This is a genomic window from Pseudoduganella sp., assembly GCF_041914865.1.
GTDB lineage: Bacteria > Pseudomonadota > Gammaproteobacteria > Burkholderiales > Burkholderiaceae_D > Rugamonas.
The window spans coordinates 69,265-78,144 of the sequence record NZ_JAYSCO010000022.1; the positions used below are offsets into that span (position 1 = coordinate 69,265).

The following is an 8,880-nucleotide window of genomic DNA, read 5'->3' on the forward strand; positions in this document are numbered from 1 at the left end:
TTTATTTAAAAAGTTACCGTGGAGACGGGGGGCGGCGGCCCCCTCTGCGCTTCAGGCGGCGGCGCGGCCGTTGCGCACTTCCAGCGCCTTGCCGTTCTGGATGCCGATCACGCGCTCGGCGGCGTTGATGGTTTCGGGGCGGTGCGCCACCATGATGCGGGTCAGGTTCAGCTCGGCCAGCGCCTGGTTCACGCGGGCCTCGTTGCGCACGTCGAGGTGGCTGGTGGCTTCGTCCAGGGCCAGGATCTTCGGCTCCTTGTACAGGGCGCGCGCCAGCAGCACGCGCTGCTTCTGGCCGCCCGACAGGCTGCTGCCCATATCGCCCACCAGGGTCTGGTAGGCCATCGGCATGGCGGCGATGTCGTCGTGGATGGCGGCCAGGCGGGCGTAGTGCTGCACCTTGTCCAGCCTCGCGCCGCTCTCGAAGAAGCTGATGTTGTCCATGATGGAGCCGGCCAGCAGCACATCGTCCTGCATCACGGTGCCGATCAGGCTGCGGTAGGCGCGCAGGCCGAGCTGGTGTAGCGGGATACCGTCAACCAGGATCTCGCCTTCGGTCGGGGGCAGCAGGCCCAGGATCAGCTTGCATAAGGTGGTCTTGCCGCAGCCGCTGGGGCCGACCAGGGCCACGCTCTGGCCGGCCGGGATATGCAGGTCGATGCCGTCCAGGATCCACGGCTCGCCCTCGGCATAGCGGAAGCGCACATTGCTCAGGGTGATGGCGGGAGCGATGCGGCTGACGTCGGCCTCGAAGGGATCGTCCGGCTCGGCCGGCTCCTTGACGATGTCGGCCAGGCGCTCGGCATGCATGCCCAGCATCTTGACGTTGACGAACAGGTCGACCAGGCCAAAGATGCGGCTGGTGAAGGTGGTGGAAAAACTGGTGAAGGCCATCAGCATGCCGACCGTCAGCGCATTGTCCATGACCAGCAGCGCGCCCACATAAAACAGCAGCAGGCCCTGCACGCCCGAGATGGCGGAATTGCCGACCTTGAACAGGATGCCCAGTTTCTGGGTCTGGATGTCGCGGTTGATCACGTCCTGTTTCAGGTTGAGCCAGCGCGCGCGCCGCTCCACCTCGCGCCCGAACAGCTTCAGCGGCACGATGGCGCGCACGGTTTCCAGGAAATGGCTGTTCTCCTTGGCCGACAGCACCAGGCGCTCCTGCGAGGCGGCGCGCAGCGGGTGGTAGGCCAGCACGCGCAGGGCGACGTAGGCGGCCAGGCCGAGCAGCACGATGCAGGTCAGCCTGGGGCTGTAGGCCAGCATCATGCCGAAGGCGAGCAGGGTCATCAGGCCGTCCAGCATGCTTTCCACAAACAGGCTGGTGAGCGTGGTCTGGATCGAGGTCATGCTGCCAAAGCGCGACACCACGTCGCCCAGGTGGCGCTTTTCGAAATAGCTGGCGGGCAGGCGGGTCAGGTGGGTGAAGACGCGGGTCGACCATTGCAGCGCGACGTCGGTGCCCCAGCGCATCAGCACCCAGCTGCGCGCCAGGCTGATGGCCGACTGCGTCACCAGCAGCAGGCCAAAGCCCAGCACCAGCACCTTGAGCAGTTCGCGGTCACCGTTCACCACCACTTCGTCGATCACGAACTGGTTGAACAGGGGGGCGGTGATGGCAAAGATTTCCAGCGCCACCGCTAGCATGATGACCTTGGCGATGGCCCAGCGCAGGCCGACCACCTTGCCGGTCAGCTCGGAGATCGAGACCTTTTTCGCTTCCTTCTTTTCTTCGAACTCGGGTGTCGGGCTCAGTTCCAGCGCCACCCCGGTGAAGTGTGGCGACAGCTCCTGCAAGGTGTAGTTGCGTTCGCCGGTCGCCGGATCGTGGATGGTGGCCGTCAGCTTGCCGCGCAGGTCGCGCTTGATGCTCGACAGCACGACGAAGTGGTTCAGGTTCCAATGCAGGATGGCCGGCAGCTGCAGCTGCGACAGGTGCTCCAGTTCCAGGCGCAGCGGGCGCGACGACAGGTGCAGGCTGCTGGCATGGCGCATCAGCTGGTTCAGGGTGGCCCCTTTCAGGCTGATGGAGAACTTGCGGCGCAATTCGGCCAGGTCGGTCTGGTGGCCGAAGTGCGCGGCCACCATGGCGATGCAGGCCAGGCCGCATTCGCTCGATTCAGTTTGCAGGATGGTTTTCATTCGTCATTCTTCTGCCGCGGGGCGATGGCGATCAGCGGTTCGGCAATCCACTCCCAGATCCTGCGCCGGTCTTGCACGATGTCGGCTTCCAGCGTCATGCCCGGTTTCAGCGCCAGGCGTTCGCCGTACACCTGGATCTCCTGGCGCGCGAGCTTGACGCGGATGCGGTACAGCGCCTCGTTCGGGGCGCCGCCATGCGCCACGTTGCCGAGGATGGTGCCGGCGATATTGCCCGGCAGCTCGCTGGGGGCGAACGGGGTGCGGCTGACGTCGATGATCTCGCCGCCGTGCAGGCCGAACTTCTGGTAGGGGAAGGCCTGGTAGCGGATCAGGACTTGCTGCCCGGGCTTGACGAAACCGGCGGTGCGGCTGGGCGCGTACAGGTTGGCTTCCAGCGCGCTGGCATCGGCCGGGCCGGGGACCAGCGTGGCCAGGGCCTGGCCGGCGCTGAGCGCCTGGCCCACATGGTAATTGAGGGCGGTGAGGGTGCCCGACTGCGGCGCCACCACCAGGGTGCGGCGGCGGTCATGGTTTTGCACCGACTCCTGCTCCAGGCTCGCTTCCGCGCGCTTGAACTGGGCCAGTTCGGCATCCAGGTCCTTGTCCCACTGCTCGCGTTCGGCGCGCAGGTCGACCAGGGTACTGGCCAGCTGGTTCTGGCTGCGCGCCAGTGCGCTCAGGCGCGACTCGACATCGATCAGCTCTTCCTGTTTCTGCTGTGCCTGCGCCTGCGAGACGAAGCCGCTGGCCTGCAGCGTTTCGTACTTGCTGACGCTTTGCTGGGCCAGGGCCTTGCGGCGCGTGGCCAGCCTGACTTCGTTGCCGAGCTGGATTTGCTCGGCTTCTGCATTGGCGATGCGGGCGTCGAGGGCGCGCTGCTTTTCGCGCGCGAGCGCAATGCGCGCCGTGCGTTCCGACTGCAGCGCCTCGCGGCGGATGGCCAGTTGCTGGGCGATCAGCGTGCTCAGTTCGCCGCCGCCCTGCTGCCGGTCGGACGACAATTCGAACAGCACGTCGCCGGCCTTGACGCTGCTGCCTTCGGCCACCAGCGCGCGCACCAGGGTGCCGGCCTGCGGCGTGGTGATGGCCAGGGCGCCGTTGACGGGCACCACCAGCCCGCCCACCCGCGCTTTCTGCGTGAAGCTGCCGAGCGCGACAAACGCGACGAAAGCGATGGCAATGGCGAACGACACCATGGCCACCATGGTGCCCGGAATGGTATGCGTCAGGCGGATCGAGCCCAGCCAGCTAGCCGACTGCGCCTGCGCCACCTCCGGGCGGAACAAGGGCTGCGTCGCGGCTGGCGGGGTGGGCGCGTCCGCTTGCTTCATGCGGTCATGGCCTTGAGCAAGGTGTCGCCGAGCGGGAAGCCGCTGCGTCTTTCCATGCCGAGGAACATCGGGCTCGGGTTCGCTTCCAGGAAGTAGTAGCGTCCGTCGTGGTCGCGGCGCCAGTCGATGGCGGTCCAGTTCAGGTCGAGGCTGCGCATGATGGCCGGCACCAGGGCCGCCTGCGCGGGCGGCAACTCGATCGGGCGGATCTCCATGTCGCGGTCGGTGCGGAAGTCGATATTGCCGCTGTTCAGCTCGGCAGTAAAGAGCTGGTCGCCGATGGCGTAGGTGCGCACGTTGGTGCCGGCCACGAACTGCTGCAGGGTGATCGGCGCCAGCGCCAGCGCCTTGCTCATATGGGCGCTTTCCAGGTGCTGCGGCGTAATGCGTTCGGTATGGGCGCCGCCGTACACCGGCTTGAAGATCACGTCACCTTCCGCCGCGCAGAAGGCGCGCGCCTGCTCGATATCGTTGCCGATATAGGTGCGCGGGATGGTCGCGCCGGCCTGGGCCGCCAGGCGCAGCTGGTGCGGCTTTTCCTGGTGCGACTGGAACGCGGTCCAGGAATTGAACCAGCGCGTCGGCAATTCAGCCTGGAACCAGGAGCGGATGCAGGCCATGCTGTCGTAATAGGCAATATCGTCCAGGCTGCCGCGCGGGGCGCGCGCACGCGTGCCCTGGCCGACGCCGCAGAAATTGCGCCAGTAGACCGAGCCGATCTGTTCCAGGTCGAGCAGGGTGCCGTCGGCCAGGCGCAGGGTGCCGCCGCCATGTTGCGGGCGCAGGCTCAGCTGCAGTTCGCCGGGGAACCTGGATGTATCGATCAGGTGGGCCTGGAAGCCGCCAGCGGCCAGGCTGGCAAGCATGTGGGTGACGTGGGCGTCGCTGGGGTGTCCGAGAACGATGTGTTTCATGCTGGATTTTCTTGGCAAGGATGGCCGGCGCCGGCCATCCTGGGGTTAGGGCAGCTTAGATCTCTTCAGCTGGCAGGCCGCCTTCTTCGCCGATGGCCATGGTGGTCAGCTCGCCACCGTCTTCGTTCAGCTTTTGGGTCGGCTGCAGGCCGGTTTCGTAGTTCAGGATGCTGCACTCACCGCCGCCTTCGCGCAGCACATTGCTTACTTCGGTGCCGCCGCTGACTTGTTCGATCTGCTCTTTGCTCAGGGAAAACGGATGCATAGTTACTCCTAAAAAAGTAGTAAGTAGATAATATTAAGGATTTTACAATCCGGCCCGAATCATACTCAATAAATAGTCATGTAAATGTCGCGGATTATCACTACTTAAATTTATTGGCGATGTTGATAACGCGCCGCGGGCGGGCGGTGCAGCGGAGGTTTTTTTTGTGTTTTGGCGCTGTACAATGCGTGCTTTCGCCGTCATTGCTGCCGCCCCGATGAAAGCCGTTTTCCCCCTGCTTGCCGCTGTGAGCCTGTTCGCTGGATGCGCCGCGCCGCGCCCGGAGCACCACGTTGAGCTCAACTTCGCCGCGCTGAACGACCTGCACGGCCACCTGGAAGCAACGCGTTTCGATGAAGGCGGCAAGGCGGGCGGCATCGATGCGCTGGCCGCCACGCTGCACGCCTGGCGCCAGGAAGATCCGGAGCTGCTGCTGGTGGGGGCGGGCGACATGATCGGCGCCAGCCCGGCCATGTCGGCCATGTTTGCCGACGAGCCGACCATCCAGGCCCTGAACCTGATCGGCATGCGCGCCACCTCGGTCGGCAACCACGAATTCGACAACGGCCGCATCGAGCTGCTGCGCCAGGCCAAGGGCGGCTGCGCCAATTCGCCGCGCCCGGACAAGGCTTGCCAGTTCGGTCCGCACGAGGGCGCGAAGTTCAGCTACCTGGCGGCCAATGTGATCGACAGCCGCACCAGCCAGCCGCTGTTCCCCGCTTACCGTATCGAGGAAGTGAAGGGCGTGAAGGTGGCGCTGATCGGCGCCGTGCTGAAGGCGACGCCGGAACTGGTGGCGGCCGGCGGCGTCGGCGGCCTGCAATTCATCGACGAAGCGCAAGCCGTGAACCGCCTGCTGCCCGAATTGCGCGCGCAGGGGGCGACGGTGTTCATGCTGCTGATCCACCAGGGCGGCCATACCAAGGCGCGCTACGACCAGCAATACTGCCAGGACCTGGACGGCGATATCGTCGATGTGGTGAAGCGCCTTGATCCGGCGGTACGCGTGGTGGTGAGCGGCCACTCGCACAACGGCTACCTGTGCCGGGTGGACGGCAGGCTGGTGACCCAGGCCGAGCGCTACGGCCATATGCTGTCGCGCATTTCGCTGGTGGTGGACCGCCAGACCGGCCAGGTGGTCGATACCAGCGCGCGCAACATCGTGGTGGAGCCGGGCAAGCATGCCGCCGTGCCGGCAGTGGATGCCTTGCTGGCGTCGCTGCGCGCGCGCAGCAGCGTGGAGCTGGGCAAGCCGGTGGCGCGCCTGGCGGTGCCGTCGATCAGCCGCACCCTGATGCCCAACGCCGACGAATCGCCGCTGGGGCAGCTGGTGGCGGACGCCATCCTCGCTTCCGGCCGCAAATGGGGCGCGCAGCTGGCCTTTACCAATACCGGCGGCATCCGCACCCACCTGGAAGCCGGCGCCGGCCAGGTGGTCAACGTCGCCAATGTGCAGGCGGTGCTGCCGTTTGCGAATGAGATCGTGGTCATGAACCTGACGGGCGCCCAGATCATCGCCCTGCTGGAAGGGCAGTGGGGCGGCGTGGAGGCCGACAAGCGCGGCGTGCTGCAGGTGTCGGAAGGCTTTACCTACGCCTGGGATGCGCGCCAGCCGCTGGGCCAGCGCATCGTGCGCGAAAGCGTCAAGCTGAACGGCGTGGTGCTGGACGATGGCGCCAGCTACCGCGTGGCGGTGTACAACTTCCTGGCCGAAGGCAACGACGGCTTCGTCACCTTCCGCCAGGGCAGCAACCTGGCGCCGACCGGCGTGCGCGATACCGATTCGCTGCGCAGCTACCTGCAGCGCCTGGAACATGACAACAAACCGGCCGGCACCCATGGCGCCGTCCCGCGCATTGTGCGCATCAAATAAAGAAAGGATGGCTATGCGCCGTTATCTCCTCGCAGCCGCGCTGTCGTGCTGCTTCGCCTCCGCCCACGCCGCATTCCAGGTGCCGGGCTTCGAGCTGGTGCAGACCGCGCCCATCGAGACCACGCTGAAAAGCGACGACCTGCGCGGCCCGATCGAAGTGTGGAGCGAAATGTTCGACAACGCCAAATCGGAAATCTGCATCGGCCAGTTCTACGTGGCCAGCGTGCCCGGCGCGCCGTTCGAGAAAGTGATCGAGCGCCTGGAAGCGGCCGGCAAGCGCGGCGTGAAGATCCGCTTCCTGATCGACAAGAAGGGCGTCAGCGGCCTGTCGGAAAAGGCCACGGTGGAACGCCTGCGCGCCATCCCCAACCTGGAAATGCGCGTGCTGGATGTGAACCAGCTGACCGGCAACGGCATCATCCACGCCAAGTACCTGATAGTGGACCGCAGCATCGCCTTCGTCGGCAGCCAGAACTTCGACTGGCGCGCTTTCACCCACATCCACGAGACCGGCCTGCGCATCAGCGACGCCAAGGTAGCGGCCCAGGTGCAGGCCGTGTTCGACCAGGACTGGAACGCCCAGGCCGCGCTGGCCGCCGGCAAGACCGTGGCGCCGCTGCAGGCCAAGGCCGCGATCCTGGCCAGCGCCCCGAACGCTGCAGCAATGGTCTCCGCCGTGCCGGCCGACGCCAGCTTCCTGGTCGCCAGCCCGGCCGCCTACAACCCGGTCGGCGTAGCCGATTCGGAAGCCGTGCTGCCGGCGCTGCTGGCCGACGCCAAACAGGAGATCCGCGTCTCCATGCTGGACTACGCGCCACTGAGCTACGGCCCGAACGGCACGCGCCCGTTCTACGCCGTGGTCGACAACGCCCTGCGCGCCGCCGCCACGCGCGGCGTCAAGGTCAAGCTGCTGGTGTCCAACTGGAACACCGAGAAGCCGGCCATCAGCCACCTGAAATCGCTGGCCATGCTGCCGAACGTCGAAATCCGCATCGTCACGCTGCCCAAGGCGAGCACCGGCTTCATCCCGTTTGCACGCGTGTGGCACAGCAAGACCATGGTCATCGACGGCAAGCTGGCCTGGATTGGCACCAGCAACTGGGCCGGCGGCTACTTCGACCTGTCGCGCAACCTGGAAGTCGTGATGCGCAACGAAGCCATGGCCAAGCGCCTGTACGCGGTGCAGGAACAGGCATGGTCCTCGCCCTACGCGCAGCCGATCGACATCAACAAGGACTACCCGAAACCGAACAAAGGTAAAGAAGAATGAAGAAACTCGCACTGATCGCCGCCCTGGCCGGCGCCTTCGCCGCCAACAACGCCCTGGCCTGGGGCAACAACGGCCACCGCATCGTGGGCGCCATCGCCGACAACCTGATCAAAGGCTCCAACGCCGAGAAGCAGGTCGGCGCGCTGCTGCAGCCGGGCGAGAACCTGGAAAAGATCGCCAACTGGGCCGACTGCGTGAAAGGCACCTTCTGCGGCCCGCAATCGCAGGAAATGAACGACTACGTCGCCGCGCACCCGAAGCACAGCGAATACCATTACACCGACGTGCCGTTCCAGCTGACCGAATACCACCTGCACGGCGTGGGCACCGCCGAACACGATATCGTGCAGACGCTGCAGCAATGCATCGCCACCCTGCAAGGCAAGGGCGACGGCAAGTTCAGCAAGCGCCAGGCGCTGCTGATCCTGACCCACCTGGCTGGCGACATCCACCAGCCGCTGCACGTGGGCGCCGCCTTCGTCGACAAGGAAGGCAAGTTCGTGGTGCCGAAGGACGAGAAGGAAGTCGACTCGCTGAACATCTTCGACTCGCGCGGCGGCAACAACCTGCAGATGGATGAAGCCGCGCTGAAAGCAGCCAGCGCCAAGACCATCCCGGGCGAAGACGCCGAAGTATCGAAGTACCCGACCAAGCCGTTCCACTCCTACTGGGACACCACCGTGGTCGACTACGCCATGCGCCGCAGCAGCCAGCGCACGGTGGACGGCTTCAGCCAATGGGCCATCAACGGCAAGCCAGCCATTACCCGGGCCAAGGGCGACGTCAGCACCTGGCCCGCGCAATGGGCCAACGACTCGCTGGCCGTCTCCAAGCAAGCCTACGCCGACGTGAAAGTAGGCCTGGCCACCAAGCAGACCAGCCGCAGCGGCGCCAGCTACACAGTATGGGCAATGAGCGTGCCGGACAGCTACCCTGTGCCATCCTCCGCTATTGCACGCGAACAGCTGATCAAAGGCGGCTACAACCTGGCCGCCATGCTGCAAAAAATCTGGCCTTAACCAAAACCAATTCGGGGTCAGGTCTGACAATCGGACAATCTATGCGCTTCGCGCATAGATTGT

At 65.5% G+C, this 8,880-nt stretch carries 7 protein-coding genes; 3 read left to right on the top strand and 4 right to left on the bottom strand.

Translation table 11 applies throughout. The annotated features are described in order from the left end of the window. Positions 1-51: 51 nt before the first annotated feature. From ACE3TQ_RS12725 to ACE3TQ_RS12740, 4 genes are read right to left on the bottom strand one after another with little or no spacing between them, the layout of a single operon-like run. Positions 52-2,145, bottom strand: a complete 2,094-nt coding sequence (locus ACE3TQ_RS12725; RefSeq protein WP_374582585.1) for a peptidase domain-containing ABC transporter — start codon at positions 2,143-2,145, stop codon at positions 52-54. Further along, positions 2,142-3,476, bottom strand: coding sequence for an HlyD family secretion protein (locus ACE3TQ_RS12730; RefSeq protein WP_374582586.1), 1,335 nt, complete (start codon positions 3,474-3,476; stop codon positions 2,142-2,144). Before ACE3TQ_RS12730 ends, ACE3TQ_RS12725 begins: the two co-directional genes overlap by 4 nt. Beyond that, entirely contained in the window at positions 3,473-4,390 is a 918-nt protein-coding gene (locus ACE3TQ_RS12735) for a RimK family alpha-L-glutamate ligase (RefSeq protein ID WP_374582587.1), read from the bottom strand. Before ACE3TQ_RS12735 ends, ACE3TQ_RS12730 begins: the two co-directional genes overlap by 4 nt. A 55-nt stretch (positions 4,391-4,445) precedes the next feature. Then, entirely contained in the window at positions 4,446-4,655 is a 210-nt protein-coding gene (locus tag ACE3TQ_RS12740; protein ID WP_374582588.1) for a hypothetical protein, read from the bottom strand. A gap of 184 nt (positions 4,656-4,839) precedes the next feature. Here ACE3TQ_RS12740 and ACE3TQ_RS12745 point away from each other — a divergent pair, with 184 nt between their 5' ends. Genes ACE3TQ_RS12745 through ACE3TQ_RS12755 form a run of 3 tightly spaced genes read left to right on the top strand, consistent with a single transcriptional unit; the run spans position 4,840 to position 8,817 of the window. Continuing rightward, on the top strand, positions 4,840-6,528 hold the full coding sequence (locus ACE3TQ_RS12745; RefSeq protein ID WP_374582589.1) for a bifunctional UDP-sugar hydrolase/5'-nucleotidase: 1,689 nt from the start codon (positions 4,840-4,842) through the stop codon (positions 6,526-6,528). A 13-nt stretch (positions 6,529-6,541) separates the two neighbouring features. Continuing rightward, positions 6,542-7,798 carry a phospholipase D-like domain-containing protein gene (locus ACE3TQ_RS12750; protein ID WP_374582590.1) on the top strand — a complete coding sequence of 419 codons (1,257 nt, stop codon included), beginning with the start codon at positions 6,542-6,544 and terminating at the stop codon, positions 7,796-7,798. Beyond that, the gene (locus tag ACE3TQ_RS12755) at positions 7,795-8,817 is read left to right on the top strand and encodes a S1/P1 nuclease (protein WP_374582592.1); all 1,023 of its coding nucleotides are present in this window, start codon (positions 7,795-7,797) and stop codon (positions 8,815-8,817) included. Before ACE3TQ_RS12750 ends, ACE3TQ_RS12755 begins: the two co-directional genes overlap by 4 nt. Positions 8,818-8,880: the final 63 nt, after the last annotated feature.

Bases quoted from the DNA above. Each gene is read 5' to 3' on its own strand.
- ACE3TQ_RS12740 (WP_374582588.1), bottom strand. From the start codon at position 4,655: ATGCATCCGTTTTCCCTGAGCAAAGAGCAGATCGAACAAGTCAGCGGC.
- ACE3TQ_RS12750 (WP_374582590.1), top strand. From the start codon at position 6,542: ATGCGCCGTTATCTCCTCGCAGCCGCGCTGTCGTGCTGCTTCGCCTCC.
- ACE3TQ_RS12755 (WP_374582592.1), top strand. From the start codon at position 7,795: ATGAAGAAACTCGCACTGATCGCCGCCCTGGCCGGCGCCTTCGCCGCC.
- ACE3TQ_RS12745 (WP_374582589.1), top strand. From the start codon at position 4,840: ATGCGTGCTTTCGCCGTCATTGCTGCCGCCCCGATGAAAGCCGTTTTC.
- ACE3TQ_RS12730 (WP_374582586.1), bottom strand. From the start codon at position 3,476: ATGAAGCAAGCGGACGCGCCCACCCCGCCAGCCGCGACGCAGCCCTTG.
- ACE3TQ_RS12735 (WP_374582587.1), bottom strand. From the start codon at position 4,390: ATGAAACACATCGTTCTCGGACACCCCAGCGACGCCCACGTCACCCAC.
- ACE3TQ_RS12725 (WP_374582585.1), bottom strand. From the start codon at position 2,145: ATGAAAACCATCCTGCAAACTGAATCGAGCGAATGCGGCCTGGCCTGC.